The sequence below is a fragment of the Sinorhizobium prairiense genome (genome assembly GCF_029201645.2).
Classification (GTDB): domain Bacteria; phylum Pseudomonadota; class Alphaproteobacteria; order Rhizobiales; family Rhizobiaceae; genus Sinorhizobium; species Sinorhizobium meliloti_A.
Map to the genome: position 1 here is coordinate 3,251,418 of NZ_CP104131.1, position 18,564 is coordinate 3,269,981.

The following is an 18,564-nucleotide window of genomic DNA, read 5'->3' on the forward strand; positions in this document are numbered from 1 at the left end:
GCTCAGTTCCTGCGATTGGCGATGAAGCGGGCGGTTTCGGCAAGGATCGCCGAGCTTGGCCCGTAGGGTTCGAGCAGGCCTTCCGCCTCGGCCACCAGGCTTTCGAGCCGGCGCTCGGCCCAGGGCTGGCCGTGCAGGGAGACAAGCGTACCCTTCCCCCGTGCCGCATCCTTGCCGGTCGCCTTGCCGACGATTGCTGCATCGGCGGTGAGGTCGAGAAGGTCGTCGGCGAGCTGAAAGGCGAGGCCGATCTTCTCTCCGAAGGCGCGCAGGCGTCGGCGGTCCTCTGCCGGCGCATCGGCGATGATTGCGCCCGCCTCGCAGGCGAAGCGGATGAGGGCCCCTGTCTTCATCGACTGCAAGAGGACGATGCCGGCTTCGTCGGGAGCACTCTTTTCGGCGGCAAGGTCGAGCGCCTGACCGCCGGCCATGCCGCCATGCCCGGCCGCGCGCGCGAGCGCCAGAACGAGCGTCGTCTTCTGGCGGTCGGAAAGCGCCGTTTCCGGCGCCGCGATGATGTCGAAGGCGAAGGTCAGCAGGCTGTCGCCCGCGAGGATCGCCGTCGCCTCGTCGAAGGCGACGTGCACCGTCGGCTTTCCGCGGCGCATGTCGTCGTCGTCCATGGCCGGGAGGTCGTCATGGACGAGCGAGTAGCAGTGGATGCATTCGAGCGCGGCGCCTGTTCTGAGCGCCGCTTCCGCATCGCCGCCAAGGAGTGCCGCGCTTTCGGCGACGAGAAAAGGCCGCAGCCGCTTGCCGCCGTTGAGCACGCCATGGCGCATGGCGCCGAGCAGGTTTTCCGGGCGGGCGATTTCGCCCGCGCCCGGGGCCGGGCCGAGCAACGTCTCGAGCAGCGCTTCGACTGCGGACGCGTTGGTCCTGAGGCGCGCCGGAAAGGATGATCTTTCGTCTGTCATAGAGGCTCTTTGACATGCGGCGGAGCGGCTTTCAACGGGGTTTTGCGTCGCGCGCACAGGGCCGGTCCGGGGACGACGGCGCTGCAGAGCCTTGCCTTTTGCGAGAAAGGCCGTTCAACTTTCGCTCGCCATCGCATATGAGAGGGTGAATGGGACAAGAGGCGGGCGGAAAAGAGGTGGACGGACGGGGCGTGGAGATCGTTTCGGAAGAACGCGAGGAGGCGGAGTTGCCCGCCGGTCGCCGGGCAGCCACGCGCAGGACGTGGCGCTCGCGGTGGCGTCGGCTCGTTCTCGTCGTCCTCTCCGTTCTCATCCTGCCTTATGCCTTGATCGTCCTCTATCTCCTGGAGTTCATTCACCCGGTCTCGACACTGATGCTGCGCGACCTCGTGCTGCTGCGGGGCTACGACCGGCAGTGGGTGGAATTCGACGATATCGCGCCGGTGCTCGTTCAGTCGGTGATGATGTCGGAGGACGGGCAGTTCTGCGCTCATGCCGGCATCGATTGGGCGCAGATGCGTGGCGTCGTCGAGGACGCGCTCGACGGCGAACAGACGCGTGGCGCCAGCACGATCCCGATGCAGACGGTCAAGAACCTGTTCCTCTGGAACGGCCGCTCCTTCGTGCGCAAGGCGATGGAACTGCCGCTGGCGATCGCAGCCGATTTCGCCTGGAGCAAGCGGCGCCTGATGGAGATCTACCTGAACGTCGCCGAATGGGGCGAGGGCATCTACGGGATCGAGGCCGCCGCCCGTCATCATTTCGGCGTTTCGGCGGCGAAGCTTTCGCGCCGGCAGGCCGCTCTCCTCGCCGTTTCGCTGCCCAACCCGATCGACCGCAATGCGGGAAAGCCCGGGCGCGGTCTCAGGCGCCTCGCCGGCGTGATCGAGCGCCGTGCCAGCCGCTCCGGCGGTTACATCACCTGCCTTTATGATTAAGATGAAACCAATTCATTGGTTTGTCCGGTGCCGATGTGGCAAGTCTGCCCTCGGTTTCAGCGGAGACAGATCATGACCAAGCTCGTCCTCTATGTCGGCAACAAGAACTATTCGTCCTGGTCGATGCGCCCCTGGCTCGCGCTCACGGCTTGCGGCATTCCGTTCGAGGATGTCGTTATTCCTTTCGATTTCGCGGCCGGCAATCCGCGGTTCCGCGAAATCTCGCCGACAGGGCGCGTTCCGGTGCTCCACCATGGCGAAAACCGCGTTTGGGAGTCGCTCGCGATCATCGAATACGCGGCGGAGCTTTTCCCGGATGCAGGTCTCTGGCCGGAGGAGCGCGCGGATCGTGCCCGTGCGCGCAGCTACTCGATGGAGATGCTCTCCGGCTTCCGGGCGCTGCGCGGCGCCTGCCCGATGAATATCCGCCGGCCGAGAAAGTCGATCGCTCTGCCGGATGGCGTCAGCGAGGATGTGGCGCGGATCGAGACGATCTGGCGGGAGTCGGTCGAGCGATCAGGGGGTCCGTTCCTTTTCGGCCGGTTCACCGCGGCCGACGCGATGTTCGCTCCGGTCGTCAACCGTTTCGAGACCTATGAGCTCGTGACGGACCCGGCGACGCTCGCCTATATGGATGCCGTCAAGGCGCATCCGGCCTTCCGCAGGTGGGAGGAGGCCGCAAGAGCCGAACCCTGGATCGTGCCGGAGGACGAGGCCTGAAGCGGATCGAGGCTTCCCGAGGGGAGTCGAAAATTTGCGCGCGGGGACTGGTCAAAGTGCGGTTCGACATGTATAAGCGCGCGAAATTCCGAGATCGACATCTGTTTGACCCGGCCATTTTCGGCTGCTGAACAGTGTTTTGCCCGATAAGTGGAGAATGAAATGGCTGTACCGAAAAGAAAAACGAGCCCGTCCAAGCGTGGCATGCGCCGTTCCGCTGACGCCCTCAAGGCTCCGACCTACATCGAAGACAAGAACTCCGGCGAACTGCGCCGCCCGCATCATATCGACCTGAAGACCGGCATGTATCGCGGCCGCCAGGTTCTGACGCCGAAGGAAAACGCATAAGCGTTTCCGCCTGCGGATGAAGTTCGAAGGGTCGGCATTGCCGGCCCTTTTTCTTTTGGTGCGAATGTCTGATGGCTTGGACGAGCGCGCCTCTCATCCGGCCTGCCGCCCACCTTCTCCCTGCAAGCGGGGTGAGGGGCTGGAGCCCCTGCCATCACGGAGAAGCATCGCGGAAGTTCAGCCCAGATTGTCCAGTTTCGTCTGAAGGGCGCGAAGCTGTTCCTTCAGTTCGTCGATGTCCTTCGCCTCGGCCTTCCTGGTTTCCTTGGCCGGCGGGGCGGCCATGAAGGGCGAAAACATCTGCATGGCCTGATGGAACATTTCGGTGTTGCGCCGGACCTGTTCCTCGACGAGCTGCAGCGGCACCTTCAGGTTCTTGCCGATCGGCGTGTCGCCGAAGGCCTTGGTGATCTGCTCGCGCATCTGCGCCTGCTGTTCGGTGAAGGCCTGCATCGAGTGCTCGAGATAGCTCGGTACGACCATCTGCATCTGGTCGCCATAAAAGGAGATCAACTGGCGGAGAAAGGAAATCGGCAGAAGCGTGTTGCCGGTCTTCGACTCCTGCTCGAAGATGATCTGCGTCAGCACGGAATGGGTTATGTCTTCGCCGGACTTGGCATCCTGCACGATGAAGTCCTCGCCCCTCTTCACCATGACAGCCAGGTCGTCGAGGGTCACGTAAGTGCTCGTACCGGTATTGTAGAGGCGCCGGTTCGCATATTTCTTGATGACGATCTGGCCTTCGTTTTTCCCCATCAGGGTCTCCTCTTACCCATGGTCCCGTCTTTATTGTATTTTTCAGAGTATCCGCAAAAGAGCGCCACTGACAATCTCTTTGTGCAATGCGGCGACGCAGCTGCGAACAAGCGCCGACAAGCCACCGTGAAGCTTTTGCGGCAGTGCAACTAGCCGTTTGACTCGCGCTCCTCCCTTTGCCAGTCTGCCTCCATCAGGCAAAGCAAATATGAGGAACGTCCCATGAGCAATCCCTCGATCGTCATCGCCAGCGCGGCCCGCACGGCCGTCGGCTCCTTCAATGGCGCCTTCGGCAACACTCCCGCGCACGAACTGGGCGCGGCCGCCATCAAGGCGGTGCTCGAGCGGGCGGGCGTCGAAGCGGGCGAGGTGGACGAGGTGATCCTCGGCCAGGTGCTGCCGGCGGGCGAGGGGCAGAATCCTGCACGGCAAGCGGCGATGAAGGCGGGCCTCCCGCAGGAAAAGACCGCCTGGGGCATGAACCAGCTTTGCGGCTCGGGCCTGCGCGCCGTGGCGCTCGGCATGCAGCAGATCGCAACCGGTGACGCGAAGGTCATCGTTGCCGGCGGCATGGAGTCGATGTCCATGGCGCCGCATTGCGCGCACCTGCGCGGCGGCGTGAAGATGGGCGACTACAAGATGATCGACACGATGATCAAGGACGGCCTGACGGATGCCTTCTACGGCTACCACATGGGCATCACCGCCGAGAACGTTGCGCGGAAATGGCAGCTGACGCGCGAGGAACAGGACGAATTCGCGCTTGCCTCCCAGAACAAGGCGGAAGCGGCCCAGAAGGCCGGGCGTTTTGCCGACGAGATCGTGCCTTTCGTCGTGAAGACGCGCAAGGGCGACGTAACCGTGGATCAGGACGAGTACATCCGCCACGGTGCCACGCTCGATTCGATCGCAAAGCTCCGCCCGGCCTTCGACAAGGAAGGTACCGTGACCGCGGGCAATGCTTCGGGTCTCAACGACGGCGCCGCCGCGGCGCTCTTGATGACCGAGGCCGAGGCGGCCCGGCGCGGCATCCAGCCGCTTGCCCGCATCGTCTCCTGGGCCACGGCAGGCGTCGACCCGCAGATCATGGGCACCGGCCCCATCCCCGCATCGCGCAAGGCCCTCGAAAAAGCCGGCTGGTCGGTCGCCGACATCGAGCTCGTGGAAGCGAACGAGGCTTTCGCGGCTCAGGCCTGCGCCGTCAACAAGGACCTCGGCTGGGATCCTTCGATCGTCAACGTCAATGGCGGAGCGATCGCCATCGGCCATCCGATCGGTGCCTCCGGTGCCCGCGTGCTGAACACGCTTCTTTTCGAAATGAAGCGGCGCGGCGTCTCCAAGGGGCTTGCCACCCTGTGCATCGGCGGCGGCATGGGCGTCGCCATGTGCGTGGAACGCCTGTAACCGGCCGCCTGCAATGCGGGCAAGTTTCGGATCAGACGATGGAGATCAGCGGCCCGGGCTCGCCGGGCTGCAGGGGTGTGCTTTTGCGAATTTGAATCAACCGAGCGGGAGGCGAGTATGAGCAGGGTAGCACTGGTAACGGGCGGATCCCGCGGCATTGGCGCCGCAATTTGCGTGGCGTTGAAGGCTGCGGGCTACAAGGTGGCCGCAAACTATGCCGGAAATGACGAGAGGGCCAAGGCCTTCGAGCAGGAAAGCGGCATTCCCGTCTATAAATGGGACGTATCGAGTTATCAGGCCTGCGTCGACGGCATCGCCAGGGTCGAGGCGGACCTCGGACCGGTCGACATCCTCGTCAACAATGCCGGCATCACCCGTGACGCCATGTTCCACAAGATGACGCCGGAACAGTGGGGCGAAGTGATCGGCACCAATCTCACCGGCGTGTTCAACATGACGCATCCGGTCTGGTCGGGCATGCGCGACCGCGGTTTCGGGCGCATCGTCAACATCTCGTCGATCAACGGCCAGAAGGGGCAGATGGGCCAGGTGAACTATTCCGCCGCCAAGGCCGGCGATCTCGGCCTGACCAAGGCCCTGGCCCAGGAAGGGGCGGCGAAGGGGATCACCGTCAACGCGATTTGCCCCGGCTATATCGGCACCGAGATGGTGCGCGCCGTTCCGGAAAAGGTGCTCAACGAGCGGATCATTCCACAGATACCGGTGGGACGCCTGGGCGAGCCGGAGGAAGTGGCACGCTGCGTCGTGTTTCTCGCTTCAGACGACGCGGGCTTCATCACCGGCTCGACGATTTCGGCCAATGGGGGCCAGTACTTCGCCTGAGGCGTAATGCCGGCGGCTTTTTTTCGGCGCCCTTCGGGGCGCCGGATTCGTTTTGGTCTTCGATCTCGCATCCGTGTCCATCCTGAAGCCTGCCCCCCGATGTCTATAGGTGCCACTAGATATTGTGGCGAACGAAAGGGGAAAACGTTCCTCCGGGCGAGTCGGTGCCGCTCTGCCCATGCGGGAGCGGGTGCCTGTGAAGCGATTCCTATTTCCGGACTCGGCCGATCGGCGGCGAATCCCGTTAAAATTTTTCAATCTTTCCAGACTCTTGGATTCGGAATCCTTTGCGTAGTCAACGGCTGCGATGACGACAATGGAAGCCGATCGGCAGCTTCCGAGGGGTGATCCTCCCTTGGATTCAGCATCTGGTGCGTAACTAGATGTTGAAATCTATATATAGCCGTGAACATAAAGTGAATCAGCGGGAGTCAGCGATTCGTCTCTGATTCGTTCCGTCGCTGTTCCAGAATCCAGAACTGCAGTTGAAAGGGGAGCCGCAAGATATGGTTGGCCGCTTGGTGCATTTATTCCCCGTGAACCCTTGCGTTTGGCATGTCGCATAGGCATCTGTTTCCCGCCGGAGCGTGAACGCGCGCCGGCTCACCATACGTGTTCCTTAAATCGGAGCCGTTTTAAGGATAATACATACGCCAAATCAGCACTGCAGCGAGCTTTGCGCGACCAAGGAAGCGCGGTGCTGTAGAGACTGTCCGGGATCGAGACCTTGTCTTTTCAATCCATGATCCTGAGCGGCCGCGGCGTGACCGCGGTGCTCGGACCCACCAATACCGGCAAGACCCATTATGCGATCGAGCGCATGATCGCGCATGACAGCGGCGTCATAGGGCTGCCGCTGAGATTGCTCGCACGCGAGGTCTATACGCGTCTCGTGGAGAAGGTCGGCCACCACAATGTCGCGCTGATCACGGGCGAGGAAAAGATCGCCCCGCATCGCGCCCGCTTTTCGGTCTGCACGGTGGAAGCGATGCCGCGCGAGACCACGGCCTCCTTCGTGGCGATCGACGAGGTTCAGCTGGCGGGCGATCTCGAACGCGGCCATATCTTCACGGACCGGATACTGCACCTGCGCGGCCGCGGCGAGACGCTGCTGCTCGGCGCCGCGACGATGCGGCCGATCCTCGAATATCTGCTGCCCGGCATCACCGTCGTCGAGCGGCCGCGCATGTCGCAGCTTCTCTATGCCGGCTCCAAGAAAATCACCCGCCTGCCGAACCGCTCGGCAATCGTCGCCTTTTCGGCCGACGAGGTCTATGCGATCGCGGAGCTCATCCGGCGCCAGCGCGGCGGCGCGGCCGTCGTACTGGGCGCGCTTTCGCCGCGAACGCGCAATGCCCAGGTGGCGCTCTATCAGGAGGGGGACGTCGACTACCTCGTGGCGACCGACGCGATCGGCATGGGGCTGAACCTCGACGTCGACCATGTCGCCTTCGCTCAGGACCGCAAGTTCGACGGCTACCAGTACCGTAACCTCAATCCGGCGGAGCTCGCCCAGGTCGCGGGGCGCGCGGGCAGGCACGTCCGGGACGGGACCTTCGGCGTGACCGGACGCGTCGATCCGTTCGACGAGGAGCTGGTGCACCGCATCGAATCGCATGAGTTCGACCCGGTCCGCGTGCTGCAATGGCGCTCCAAGGCGCTCGACTTTTCTTCGCTGAAGGCACTGAAAAAGAGCCTCGAGGCCGCACCGGCGGTATCCGGCCTGGCGCGGGCGCTCCCGGCCGTCGATCAGCAGGCTCTCGAGCATCTGACCCGCTACCCGGAGATCGTCGACGTCGCCACGGCGTCCGAGCGCGTCGAGAAGCTCTGGGAAGCCTGCGCGCTCCCGGATTATCGCCGCATCACGCCGGCTCAGCACGCGGACCTGATCTCGACCATCTATGCGGACCTCGTTCGCCATGGCACGGTCAACGAAGATTTCATGGCCGAACAGGTCCGGCGCGCCGATCATACGGACGGCGAAATCGACACACTTTCGGCGCGAATTGCGCAGATCAGGACCTGGACCTATGTATCCAACCGGCCCGGGTGGCTTGCCGATCCGACACACTGGCAAGAAAAGACGCGGGAAATCGAAGATCGATTGTCCGACGCGCTACATGAAAGGTTGACGAAACGCTTTGTTGATCGCAGGACATCTGTGCTCATGAAGCGCCTGAGAGAGAATGCGATGCTGGAAGCAGAAATCAGTGTGAATGGTGATGTCTTCGTCGAGGGACACCATGTGGGTCAGCTAGCCGGTTTCCGGTTCACGCTCGCCGCGGGCAGCGAGGGAACGGACGCGAAGGCCGTTCAGGGTGCCGCCCATAAGGCGCTCGCGCTGGAATTCGAAGCGCGCGCCGCTCGTCTCCATGCGGCCGGCAATGGCGACCTTGCTCTGTCGTCGGACGGTCTTGTCCGTTGGCTCGGCGATCCGGTCGCGCGGCTCACGGCGAGCGACCACGTCATGCGTCCCCGCGTCATCCTGCTTGCCGACGACCAGCTTCAGGCTAATGCCCGCGAACATGTCCTGGCGCGGATCGAGCGTTTCGTGAACCATCACATCAGCACGGTGCTGAAGCCTCTGGACGACATTTCGCGCGCCGAGGATCTGGAGGGTCTCGCCAAGGGTCTCGCCTTCCAGATCGTCGAGAATCTCGGCGTGCTCTTCCGTCGCGACGTCGCCGAAGACGTAAAGTCGCTCGATCAGGAGAGCCGCGCATCGATTCGCAGATACGGTGTACGCTTCGGCGCCTATCACATCTTCCTCCCCGCGCTTCTGAAGCCGGCTCCGGCGGAGCTGATCACGCTTCTCTGGGCACTGAAGAACGACGGGCTGGACAAGCCCGGTTACGGCGAGCTCATCCCGATGCTTGCCGCCGGCCGTACCTCGGTCGTCACCGATCCGTCTTTCGAGCGGACCTTCTACAAGCTCGCGGGCTTCCGGTTCCTCGGCAAGCGCGCGGTGCGGATCGATATCCTCGAGCGGCTTGCCGATCTCATCCGTCCGCTCCTGCAGTGGAAGCCGGGGACGTCGCCGCGTCCGGAAGGCGCCTATGACGGCCGCCGTTTCGTCGCGACGACGTCGATGTTGTCCATTCTCGGGGCGACGCCGGATGACATGGAGGAAATCCTCAAGGGTCTCGGCTATCGCGCCGACGCCGTGCCGGCCGAAGAGGCGGCAGCTTTCCTGGCAAGCCAGAATGGGGACACGGCGCCTGCCGAAGAGGCCGGTGCGAGCGTAGCGGATGCGGGCGTCGAGGCGGAGGCCGCGGATGCGCCTGCCGCAGAGACGGAAACCGCCGGAACCGCGGCTGCCGAGACGCCTGCCGCAGAGACGGAAGCCGCCGCCGATACCGCAGCTGCAACGACGCCGGCGGCGCCGGCAAGCGACGATGCAGCGGCACCGGCTGAGCCGGAGGCCCCGGTTGAAGCCAAGCCGGTGCTCCTGTGGCGTCCGGGCACCCGTCAGGACAATCAGCGACAGGGCGGTCGCCAGGGCGAACAGCGCCGAGGGGGCCAGCGCCATGGCCAGACCGAAGGCCGCGAGGGCGGCCGCAGGCAGGCTCCTCATGGCAAGTCGCAGGGCAAGCCCTGGGAAGGCAAGCCGCAGGAAGGCAAGGGGTCCGAAGGAAGGCCGGGCGGTCAGCGAAAGGACCGCGGCGACCGGCACGATCGAAACAAGTCGTCTCCCTCCAAGTTCGAAGGGCGCCCGCCCCGCAAGGAAAAGCCGATCGATCCGGATTCGCCTTTCGCCAAACTCGCTGCTCTGAAGGAGCAGATGAAGAAGTAGGTCAGGCCCATGGAAAAACAGCCGCCGTCCGCCCCTGCAATGCGCCAGCGGCTCGACAAGTGGCTGTTCTTCGCCCGGCTGATCAAATCGCGTTCGCTCGCCCAGAAGGCGATCGAGGCGGGCCATGTGGCCGTCAACGGCAGGCGTGAGACGCAATCGTCCGCCCAGATCAGGGCCGGCGACATGCTCGAGGTGTCGCTGGAGCGGCGCGATCTCGTCGTGCGCGTGCTGCTGCCCGGGTCCCGCCGCGGTCCCTATGAGGAAGCGCGCCTCCTCTACGAGGATCTGACCCCCGCCGTACCCGCCGTCAGACCCACGCTTTTCGAGCAGGCGACGCGCGACCGCGGCGCGGGGCGGCCGACAAAGCGGGAGCGCCGCGAGACGGACCGCTTGCGGCCGGGGCCGGACCCCGATGACGACTGATTTTCAGACTTTGAACCCGGCGCCGTACACTGTCGCAGGCGGCCTGCAACCGATTTCGGCACGCCCGTCCCGAGGCTGGAAAACTGTGCCCCCACAGGGGCAAATCGCGCATGGATAATTCTTGCAAAGGCCAGTCAAAGCCTTTACGTGACAAGCAACGCTACAGTGCCGAACGTCCAGTTCGAGGGGCGAAGGTTGGTGTAGCAGCTTGAACCGATGTGTGGTTTCACCGGATCGATTCCGATTCACGAAGCCATGCTGAGGATGGCATTCGGGTCTGCATCGGCAGCTATGCGTGCCGGACATGCCTAGCATGCGCGGGCGATCGAGTATCACCGTTGATTGCCGTCTGCCATCAAATGTGAGCATTGGCTGGAGTACCTCATGACGTATGTCGTGACCGATAACTGCATTCGCTGCAAGTACACGGACTGCGTTGAAGTCTGCCCGGTGGATTGTTTCTATGAGGGGAGAACTTCCTCGTCATCCATCCGGATGAATGCATCGACTGCGGCGTATGCGAGCCGGAATGTCCCGCGGGTGCAATCAAGCCGGATACCGAGCCGGGGCTCGATATGTGGTTGAAACTGAACGCGGAATTTTCCACGCAGTGGCCGAACATCACCGTTAAGCGCGACCCGCTGCCGGAGGCCAAGGAGATGGATGGGGTAGAAGAAAAATACGAGAAGTATTTTTCTTCCGAACCGGGACAGGGCGACTGAGACGGGCTTCGGCCGCTCGGTTCGTCGATGCTGACGGACGACAGATGGCGAGGCCGGAAAGCTGGGGAAATCCCGCCGGCACTTCGCGCTTGCGAGCGCGGCGACTTGATCGTTGCCGTGCAGCAAATTATTGATTTCCGCTCTTTTTTGTGATAGTTTTCACGCACTGATCCACAGAGGGTGCTTTTGCGCGCCCGAAAACCAGCACGAAAGCAAACGATCTCCACCGCGCGGCACTTTTGAGATATGCAACGGCCCGTTGCTTGTGACTGCGCCCTAAGAGCTTGTTTGCGTTTCGTTGGAGGACCAGGTGGACCCACCCGGCGGTACCCCCGTCTATCCCGGGCCTGACTGACCCGGCCCCGGCCCCTGTGAAGGCCGGGTGCGCACTAGGGAGTGTTTGAAACGAATGACCACCCAGCAGAAGAAATCTTCAACGCGCCAAGGCTTCAAGACCGGTGAATCGATCGTTTACCCGGCCCATGGCGTTGGCCAGATCGTCGCGATTGAGGAGCAGGAAGTCGCGGGCATGAAGCTCGAACTCTTTGTCATCGACTTCGAGAAGGACAAGATGCGTCTCAAGGTGCCGGTGGCGAAGGCCGTGGGCATCGGCATGCGTAAGCTGTCCGAAACCGATTTCGTCGACCGCGCGTTGAAGGTCGTGCAGGGCAAGGCGCGCGTGAAGCGGACCATGTGGTCGCGTCGCGCTCAGGAATACGATGCCAAGATCAATTCCGGCGATCTCATTTCCATCGCGGAAGTCGTACGCGACCTCTATCGCGCCGAGAACCAGCCGGAACAGTCCTATTCCGAGCGCCAGCTCTATGAAGCCGCGCTTGACCGGATGGCGCGCGAAATCGCTGCCGTGAACAGGATGTCGGAAACGGAGGCCGTTCGCCTCGTCGAGGCCAATCTCAACAAGGGTCCGAAGCGCGGCAAGGCTATCGAAGAAGACGACGCACAGGACGAAGCCGCTTAAGCGCTCCTTGCGTCCATCAACCAGATCAGCCCGGCCATCAAAAAGGCCGGGCTTTTTTGTTGCCGTATATTCCCGGAAGCTGAGCGCCCGATGGCGCAAGAAGGCGGGAGCCGGGCGCGGCGAAGCCGCGTTACAATCGTTGGGGCGTATCGCGGCGGCCTCACAATCAAGAATCGCTGTCGCCCGCGGAACTTTTCGCGCCCGCGCACGTTTAACACTCCCGGCAGGGAGGTCTTCGCCTGTGCTGCCGAGCGATCTTGGCCCCGTGATTTCCTCACGCCTCAGGTTCGTATTCTTCCATCTAGGGCGCCCTGTCATTTCGTCAACCAGCGCCATCCGTCCCGTTGCCGAACGCAGCAAGAGAGCGCTCGGCGTTTGGAGTTCAATCGTGAAATGGCGCTCGCCGCCAGCTACGGAGCAATCGATGAAGACCCTCACAGCAGACAGGCGTATGATCAAGATTGCCATGGAAGCGCCCTATCTCGAGCGGGACGAGGAACATGCGCTCGCACAGGCCTGGCGAAACGATAACGACCAGGAGGCGCGCAACAAGATCGCAATGTCGCACATGCGCCTGGTGATTTCGATGGCGGCGAAGTTCCGCAGTTTCGGGCTGCCCATGGGAGATCTCGTGCAGGAGGGTCACATAGGGCTCCTGGAAGCCGCAGCGCGTTTCGAGCCGAGCCGGGAGGTGCGTTTCTCGACCTATGCGACCTGGTGGATCCGCGCATCGATGCAGGATTACGTGCTGCGCAACTGGTCGATCGTACGCGGCGGCACCAGTTCGGCGCAGAAGGCGCTGTTTTTCAACCTGCGCCGGTTGCGCGCGAGGCTCGCCCAGGGGGACAGACAATTGACCTCTCAGGCGATGCACGAAGAGATAGCCGCGGCGCTCGGTGTCAGCCTTGCCGACGTGCAGACAATGGATGCGCGCCTTTCCGGAAACGACGCGTCGCTGCAGGCGCCGATCGGCGGCGGCGACCCGGATGCCGGCGCCCGGCTGGATTTCCTGGCGAGCGAGGCACCTCTGCCCGACGAGCAGGTGAGCGATCTGATCGACGGCGAGCGCGCCCGCCGATGGCTGCAGATCGCGCTCGGAGAACTCAGCGAACGTGAAATGAAGATCATTCGCGCCCGCCGCCTGACGGAGGATGGCGCCACGCTGGAGGAACTCGGCGTCGCGCTTGGAATATCGAAGGAACGGGTGCGGCAGATCGAAACGCGCGCGCTCGAAAAGCTTCGTGCGGCGCTCACCGCCAAGGTACCCGCCCTGACGGCGGCGATGCATTGAAGCGCGATGCTTCGCAAGGCCATTTGCCCTCATCCGCCTGCCGGAGCCTTCCCCCGCGGGCGGGCCCGAACGACGAGCCTCGGCCTCGCCAATGCTCAATTGAGCGACTGAGAGGCGAAACGGCGGCATGAGTCCTCTTCTCCCCGCGAGCGGGGAGAAGGTCGCGGCTGCGGCGCCGTTACGCCGCCTCACTCCGAAATGATCTTCACCTTGTCGCCGGGTCTGACCGTCGATGTGATCTGCATCGCATTGATAAGCCGGAAAAGGTCGAGCTTGCGGTCCGTACCCATCATGCGGGCCGCAAGGGTCGCGATCGTATCGCCGGACCTGACCGTGACCACCCGGACGCGCAGCGGCTTCAACGACTGGACCTCGCCGGACGTCATGCGGCGGAAGGAGGTTCGCAACTGGTTTGCCGTCGGCTCGAGTGCGCTCGAGCCTTTCGGAACGGCCGTCAGGAAGCGGTAGATGCGCTCGCCGAACCTGATCACCGTGACGTCGAAATCCCAGCGGTCGGCCGATGCGCGCGCCGTTGCGGCCTCGAGGCCGTTGACGGTGATCGGGCGGATCGTATCGGGTTTCAGGCCCGTGACCCAGCCGCTGGCGATGTAGTCGGTGAGGCTGCGCCGGCTCGTATCGGCGATGCCGTCGAAACGAATGGCGACCTCGCCCGGGCCGGTGGCAAGCACCGCCTCGGCCTTGTTGTCGATCTGGAAGCCGGTGGGCACGTCGAAGCGTATGCCGAGCTGGCCGTGCAGGAAGGTCTGTCCGCGGACATAGCCCTCCTGCGGGCTGTCGCCATAGAGGATACCGTCGATGCCGGCGAGATAATAGTCGCGCCCGCGATCGCCGCTCGTCCCCTCGGGGCCGAAGGCACGGGCATGCCGGCGCGCGAGATCGACGCGTTGCGGCGCGTTGGGGTGGCTCGACAGGAAGTCGAGGCTCTGGTCCGCCTCCGGATCGACCGCGCTGAAGCGGCTATAGGCGGCCATGGAATCGAGGAAGCGCGCCGCCGAATAGGGGTCGTATCCCGCCTCGCCCAGCATGCGGACGCCGATCACGTCGGCCTGCAGTTCCTGATTGCGCGAGAAGGCGGCAAGGCGCAGCTTGCCGCGGGCAAGCGCCTGCTTGCCGGCAAGATCGGAGGAGAGCACCTCGGAGACGACGCGGCTGGCGATCACCTCCGCCTCCTCGCGCTGCTGCCGCTGGATGCCGTGATTGGCCGTCACATGCGCCATCTCGTGCGAGAGCACGGCGGCCACTTCCGCGGCGTCGTTGGCGAGCGCCAGCAGACCGCGCGTCACGTAGAGATAGCCGCCCGGAAGCGCGAAAGCGTTGATTGCCGGCGAGTTGAGAATGGTGATGCGGTAGGATTGCTGCGGGTTTTCCGAAACCGCCGTCAGGGCGCCGGTGATCCGGGCGACCAGCCGCTCGGTCTTGGCGTCGCGGTATTCTCCGCCGTAGCTCGCCACGATGCGCGGATGCTCGCGCGCACCGAGCTGGGCCCGCGGGTCGTTCTTCTGCACTTCCTCGACGATCTGCGGATTCGAAGATGGCGAAACGGTGGGCTCGTAGGTCTGCTCGATGACGGATTGGCAGCCAGCCATCAGCGTCGTGGCACCCAATGCGACCAGCGCTCGTGCGCGCACGGCTCCATGCCGCCGCGGAAACCAGCCATTCATGACTGCCTGCCTTATCATGCCTCAGCCCGTCCCCATCCGCCGGCGCGACCCGCGGCTCGAAGCCATTCATCGCAATCGGCGAAAAGTCCTACTTTTTCAGCCGGATGCGGCGCACCGGCGCGGGTGTTTCAGCCAGGATTCTGCTGTATCCGATTTCAGCGCCGCCTGCCTAGCCGACCCCAGTAGAAATAGTTGCCCCGTGGTATCGCAGCAACGGATGCGCGAATTTTGCGAGATACCCGCTGGTGTCTCCCGCGCCTCGCACGGCGCGGCGGTCAAATTGTGGCGTCCGGCGAATTTAGTTCGTCCGGCGTCGGATCGGTCGCCGCGAACAGGTCGTCATCCCTCCTTGCCGAGGAACCGGTTGATGGCCGTGATGTCGCGGCGCCCGAGAAACCGATCGACCTCATCATGGGCGACAATCCGGCCCCGGTCGAGGAAAAGAACGCTGTCGGCGAGCGCCCTCACGTCATCGGGATGATGCGTGATCATCAGTATCGTGTTGCCTTCCTCCTCGTGCAGATCGCTGATGAGTGTCCGCATCTCGGCGCGCATGCCGGGGTCGAGCGCAGCGAAAGGCTCGTCGAGCAGGAGGATCGGGCGGTGCCGCACGAAGGCGCGCGCGAGCGCGACCCTCTGGCGTTCGCCGCCTGAAAGCGTCGGCGGCAGCCGCTTGCCAAAACCGGCGAGCCCGACACGGGCCAGTGCGTCCTCCACTTTCATGCGGTCGGCCGCGTCCAGTCGCAGCGCCGGGCTGATGCCGAAGCCGACATTGGTTGCGGCGTCGAGATGTGCGAAGAGGTTATGTTCCTGAAATATGATCGATACCGGCCGTTCCGCCGGCGGGCGACCGGTCATTTCCTCGCCGAAGATGCGGACTTCCCCGCGCTCCGGTTGCTCGAAGCCGGCGATGACGTTGAAGAGCGTCGACTTGCCCGAGCCGGAGGCGCCGGCCACGGCGACGATCCGCTCCGCGGGAACCGTGCAGTCGAAGGCGAGCGTCGTTGTTTCGAAGCTTATCTCGATGCCCTTTACGGCGAGAGCGGTGGAACTCATGTGTATTTACCCTCCGGCCGCCTCTCCTCTCCCGCCGTGCCGAGCACCGTCAGGACAAGGCAGAGAAGGCCGAGAACCAGCGCCAGTCCGGCCGCATCCGCGGTGCGATAGCTGCCCATCCGGCTATAGAGCAGATAAGGGAGGGTTACCATGTCCTCGGAGCCGAAAAGAGCGACGGCTCCCAGATCGCCGAGCGAGAGGGCCATGGCAAAGGAAAAGGCGACGAAGAGAGGTTTGCGCAGACCCGGCCAGTCGATCCACAGCAGGCGGTGGAAGCCCCCGATGCCGAGGCTCGCGGCAAGGCGCGCGGTGCGAGCGGCATGCGTCGCCATGGCCGGCGCCAGCACCCGGTGAACGAAGGGAAGCGCCATCAGCGCATTGATGGCGACGACGACGGCCGGCGCGAAACGGGCGACGTCCCCGAACGGCCTCAGGAGCAGGAACCATCCGGCGCCGAGCACGACGGGAGGCACGAGCAGTATGAAGGAGGTGCTTGCGCCGATCCCTCCTGCAAAGAGGCGAGCCGCCGGCCCCGGGCGCCGGCGCGCCAGCGCGAGGCGTTCGGTACGGATCATCAGCGCCGCGATGATTACCGAAATCGCGGCGGAGACAAGGGCGATCGTCGCGCTCATGGCGAGCGCCCGATGGAATGCCGGCTCGCTCACGAGACGGACGAGGTCGGCCTTCGATCCGCTATAGGCGATGGCCGCAAAGGGCAGGCCGATGAGGATGACGGCGAGTACCAGCCAGATACGGTCGGCAAGCCGCGACAGACCGCTCGCGCCGTCGAAACGCCGGATGGCCCTGCCGCTCGTCTCTCCCTCCAGCGGCGCCGGCGCGATCAATTTCAAGACGAGAAGCAGCGCTCCGGTAAGGGCGACCTGAAGTGCCGAAAGGGCGATCGCCCGCGGCGGATCGAAGTCGAAGCGCAGCGCCTGGTAGATCGCCACTTCGAGCGTGCTCGCGGCCGGCCCCCCGCCAAGCGTCAGCACGAGCGTGAAGCTGGTGGCGCAGAGCATGAAGATGAGCCCGGCGATGCCGGGAAGCAATCCACGGATCACCGGCAACTCGATGAAGCGAAAGGTGGCGAAGGAACCCATGCCGAGATTGGCGCAGCTGCGCCAGTATTCGGCCGGAATGCGCTCGATGCCGGCAAGCATCAAGCGTGCGGCGAGCGGCATGTTGAAGAAGACATGGGCAATGAGAATGCCGGAGAGGCCATAGATGCTGACCGGCTGCTCCAACCCGCCTGCCGAAAGCACCCTGTTCAAGAGCCCCTGCCGGCCCCAGATTTCGATCAGCCCGAGTGCGGCGACGATCGCCGGCAGGCCGAGTGGCAGCGCCAGAAGCCGCAGCACCCAGATGCGGCCGGGGAACGAAGCCTGGCGGGCAAGCGCCCGGGCCACGGGTATGGCGAAAAGGATGGCAAGAAGCGTCGAGAGGCTGGCCTGCAGCAGCGTGAAGCGTGTGATGCGCCAGATATAGGCATCGAAAAGCGGACCGGCGCCGGCGCTGCCGGCCGACTGGGCAAGCAGTGCCGCGCCGGCGAGGCCGACGAAAAGCAGGATGCCGCCGAGGGCGAAGGCCCCGGCGGCGATTGTCATCTTGCTTTCCTTCGTGCCGGACAATCCGGCCTCAGTTCCGGCTCATGGCGGCCAGCCATTCGTCGACCCAGGCCTTGCGGTTGGCGGCGACCTCCTCGGAGGGAATGAGGAGCGTCTTTTGCGGGTCGACGAGCTTGCTGAAGGCTTCCGGCAGTGGCTCCTTGGTTGCGGTCACCGGCATCATCCAGTTGGTCGTCGGGATGATCGACTGGAATTCCGGACCGATCATGAAGGTCAGGAAGTTTCGGGCGAGTTCCGGGTCCTTCGCGTTCTTCGTCAATGCGGCGACTTCGATCTGGATATAGTGGCCTTCGGCGAAGGGGGCCGCCTGGTAGCGCTCGGTGTTTTCCGCCACCATGTGATAGGCGGGCGAGGTGGTGTAGGAGAGAACCATCGGGGCCTCGCCCTTCGTGAAGAGACCATAGGCTTCCGACCAGCCCGGCGTGACCGTCAGCACGCGGTCCTTGAGCTTCGCCCAAGCCTGGCCGGCCTGGTCGCCATAGACCGACTTCACCCACAGCAGGAGGCCGAGGCCGGGGGTTGAGGTCCGGGGGTCCTCGATGACGATCTTCTGCGACGGATCGCCCTCGACCAGTTCCTTGAGGCTCTTCGGTGGATCCTTCAGCGTCTCGGTGTCGTAGACGACGGCGAAATGGCCGTAGTCATACGGTATGAAGGTGTCGTCGGAGAAGCCGCCCGGGACCTTGACGGAAGCGGTATCGGCGCCGTGTTGAGCGAAGAAGCCGGTCGCCTTCGCCTCCGCCACCAGATTGGTGTCGAGACCGAGTACGATGTCGGCCTTGGATGCCTGACCTTCGAGCTTCAGCCGCGTCAGGAGTTCGACCCCGTCGGCAACCCCTACATAGTCGACCTTGCAGTCGCAGGTCTTCTCGAACGCTTCCGCCACCTTGGCGCCCGGCCCCCATTCGGTGATGAAGCTCTCATAGGTATAGACCGTCAGGGTTTTTTCCGCGGCCGCCGCGCTCACGGAAAATGCCGCGATCGAAGCTGCGGCGATCGCAAGCCGGCCAAGGATCTTTCGATGGAGTGAACTGGACATTCTGGCACCTCTCCCTTTGTTGTTGCTG

15 protein-coding genes and 1 pseudogene are annotated in these 18,564 nt (G+C 63.9%); 10 read left to right on the forward strand and 6 right to left on the reverse strand.

Annotated elements, in window-relative coordinates; all coding sequences use genetic code 11:
- Positions 1-2: 2 nt before the first annotated feature.
- Positions 3-917 (reverse strand): polyprenyl synthetase family protein, encoded by a 915-nt coding sequence (locus N0Q91_RS18255; RefSeq protein WP_275597128.1) that lies wholly within the window; start codon positions 915-917, stop codon positions 3-5.
- A 191-nt stretch (positions 918-1,108) separates the two neighbouring features.
- On the opposite strand from N0Q91_RS18255, the gene mtgA reads away from it, so the two are divergent.
- The 3 genes from mtgA to rpmF all read left to right on the forward strand — a co-directional run bounded on the left by mtgA (position 1,109) and on the right by rpmF (position 2,923).
- Positions 1,109-1,855 carry a monofunctional biosynthetic peptidoglycan transglycosylase gene (gene mtgA, locus N0Q91_RS18260; RefSeq protein ID WP_375341885.1) on the forward strand — a complete coding sequence of 249 codons (747 nt, stop codon included), beginning with the start codon at positions 1,109-1,111 and terminating at the stop codon, positions 1,853-1,855.
- 72 nt (positions 1,856-1,927) lie between these two features.
- Complete coding sequence (locus tag N0Q91_RS18265) at positions 1,928-2,575, forward strand: glutathione S-transferase family protein (RefSeq protein ID WP_127711437.1); 648 nt, start codon at positions 1,928-1,930, stop codon at positions 2,573-2,575.
- 162 nt (positions 2,576-2,737) lie between these two features.
- Positions 2,738-2,923, forward strand: a complete 186-nt coding sequence (gene rpmF, locus N0Q91_RS18270) for a 50S ribosomal protein L32 (protein ID WP_003535764.1) — start codon at positions 2,738-2,740, stop codon at positions 2,921-2,923.
- Positions 2,924-3,100: 177 nt separating this feature from the next.
- Here rpmF and phaR read toward each other — a convergent pair whose 3' ends face one another.
- Complete coding sequence (phaR, locus tag N0Q91_RS18275) at positions 3,101-3,679, reverse strand: polyhydroxyalkanoate synthesis repressor PhaR (protein WP_003535770.1); 579 nt, start codon at positions 3,677-3,679, stop codon at positions 3,101-3,103.
- A gap of 222 nt (positions 3,680-3,901) precedes the next feature.
- Here phaR and N0Q91_RS18280 point away from each other — a divergent pair, with 222 nt between their 5' ends.
- From N0Q91_RS18280 to N0Q91_RS18310, 7 genes and pseudogenes are all read left to right on the forward strand, one after another.
- Positions 3,902-5,083: an acetyl-CoA C-acetyltransferase gene (locus tag N0Q91_RS18280; RefSeq protein ID WP_018097421.1), complete on the forward strand. Its 1,182-nt coding sequence runs from the start codon at positions 3,902-3,904 to the stop codon at positions 5,081-5,083.
- 117 nt (positions 5,084-5,200) lie between these two features.
- Positions 5,201-5,926, forward strand: a complete 726-nt coding sequence (locus N0Q91_RS18285) for a beta-ketoacyl-ACP reductase (protein WP_018097420.1) — start codon at positions 5,201-5,203, stop codon at positions 5,924-5,926.
- 742 nt (positions 5,927-6,668) lie between these two features.
- Complete coding sequence (locus N0Q91_RS18290; protein ID WP_275598153.1) at positions 6,669-9,719, forward strand: helicase-related protein; 3,051 nt, start codon at positions 6,669-6,671, stop codon at positions 9,717-9,719.
- A 9-nt stretch (positions 9,720-9,728) separates the two neighbouring features.
- Positions 9,729-10,142, forward strand: a complete 414-nt coding sequence (hslR, locus tag N0Q91_RS18295; RefSeq protein ID WP_275597129.1) for an Hsp15 family ribosome-associated heat shock protein — start codon at positions 9,729-9,731, stop codon at positions 10,140-10,142.
- A 384-nt stretch (positions 10,143-10,526) separates the two neighbouring features.
- A pseudogene (fdxA, locus tag N0Q91_RS18300) lies at positions 10,527-10,864 on the forward strand (ferredoxin FdxA).
- A gap of 409 nt (positions 10,865-11,273) precedes the next feature.
- Positions 11,274-11,843: a CarD family transcriptional regulator gene (locus tag N0Q91_RS18305; RefSeq protein WP_003535785.1), complete on the forward strand. Its 570-nt coding sequence runs from the start codon at positions 11,274-11,276 to the stop codon at positions 11,841-11,843.
- 424 nt (positions 11,844-12,267) lie between these two features.
- On the forward strand, positions 12,268-13,134 hold the full coding sequence (locus N0Q91_RS18310) for an RNA polymerase factor sigma-32 (RefSeq protein ID WP_275597130.1): 867 nt from the start codon (positions 12,268-12,270) through the stop codon (positions 13,132-13,134).
- 188 nt (positions 13,135-13,322) lie between these two features.
- Here N0Q91_RS18310 and N0Q91_RS18315 read toward each other — a convergent pair whose 3' ends face one another.
- The 4 genes from N0Q91_RS18315 to thiB all read right to left on the reverse strand — a co-directional run bounded on the left by N0Q91_RS18315 (position 13,323) and on the right by thiB (position 18,536).
- Positions 13,323-14,834: a M48 family metalloprotease gene (locus N0Q91_RS18315; RefSeq protein ID WP_448131173.1), complete on the reverse strand. Its 1,512-nt coding sequence runs from the start codon at positions 14,832-14,834 to the stop codon at positions 13,323-13,325.
- 321 nt (positions 14,835-15,155) lie between these two features.
- Complete coding sequence (thiQ, locus tag N0Q91_RS18320; protein WP_100672687.1) at positions 15,156-15,872, reverse strand: thiamine ABC transporter ATP-binding protein; 717 nt, start codon at positions 15,870-15,872, stop codon at positions 15,156-15,158.
- Positions 15,869-17,500, reverse strand: coding sequence for a thiamine/thiamine pyrophosphate ABC transporter permease ThiP (thiP, locus tag N0Q91_RS18325; RefSeq protein WP_275597132.1), 1,632 nt, complete (start codon positions 17,498-17,500; stop codon positions 15,869-15,871). Before thiP ends, thiQ begins: the two co-directional genes overlap by 4 nt.
- Before the next feature lie 7 nt (positions 17,501-17,507).
- Positions 17,508-18,536, reverse strand: coding sequence for a thiamine ABC transporter substrate binding subunit (gene thiB / locus N0Q91_RS18330; RefSeq protein ID WP_275597133.1), 1,029 nt, complete (start codon positions 18,534-18,536; stop codon positions 17,508-17,510).
- Between the last annotated feature and the right edge of the window lie 28 nt (positions 18,537-18,564).